The sequence below is a fragment of the Streptomyces sp. PA03-5A genome (genome assembly GCF_033792725.1).
Classification (GTDB): Bacteria; Actinomycetota; Actinomycetes; order Streptomycetales; family Streptomycetaceae; genus Actinacidiphila.
The window spans coordinates 1-617 of the sequence record NZ_JARAVL010000097.1 but is presented as its reverse complement, the minus strand read 5'-3'; the positions used below and the strand labels follow the sequence as shown (position 1 = coordinate 617).

The window sequence follows — 617 nt, the reverse complement described above, 5'->3', positions numbered from 1 at the left end:
GCGATCTCCGGCTGGTAACCGGCCTCGGTCAGCGTCTCGAAACCGGCCTTGACCAGCGCCGCCGTACCACCGCACAGCACCGCCTGCTCACCGAACAGGTCGGTCTCGGTCTCCTCCGTGAACGTCGTCTTGATGACACCCGCGCGAGTGCCGCCGATCGCCTTGGCGTACGACAGCGCCAGCGCGAAACCGCCCCCGGTCGCGTCCTGCTCCACGGCCGCGATGCACGGCACACCGCGGCCCTCCTCGTACTGACGGCGCACCAGGTGACCCGGGCCCTTGGGCGCCACCATGCACACATCGACACCGGCCGGAGGCTTGATGAAGCCGTACCGGATGTTCAGGCCGTGCCCGAAGAACAGCGCGTCGCCGTCCTTCAGGTTGTCCTTCACGGACTCCTCGTACACCCGCGCCTGGATCGGGTCCGGGACCAGGATCATGATGACGTCGGCCTCGGCCGCGGCCTCCGCAGGGCTCACCACGCGCAGGCCCTGCTCCTCGGCCTTCGCCTTGGACGTGGAGCCCTCGTGCAGACCGACCCGCACGTCCACACCCGAGTCGCGCAGCGACAGCGCGTGCGCGTGCCCCTGGCTCCCGTAGCCGATGACCGCGACCTT

General features: G+C 69.7%; 1 protein-coding gene. It reads right to left on the bottom strand.

Translation table 11 applies throughout. The annotated features are described in order from the left end of the window. A partial coding sequence (ilvC, locus tag PV410_RS44640; protein WP_500332399.1) for a ketol-acid reductoisomerase occupies nucleotides 1-617 on the bottom strand: 617 nt, incomplete at both ends.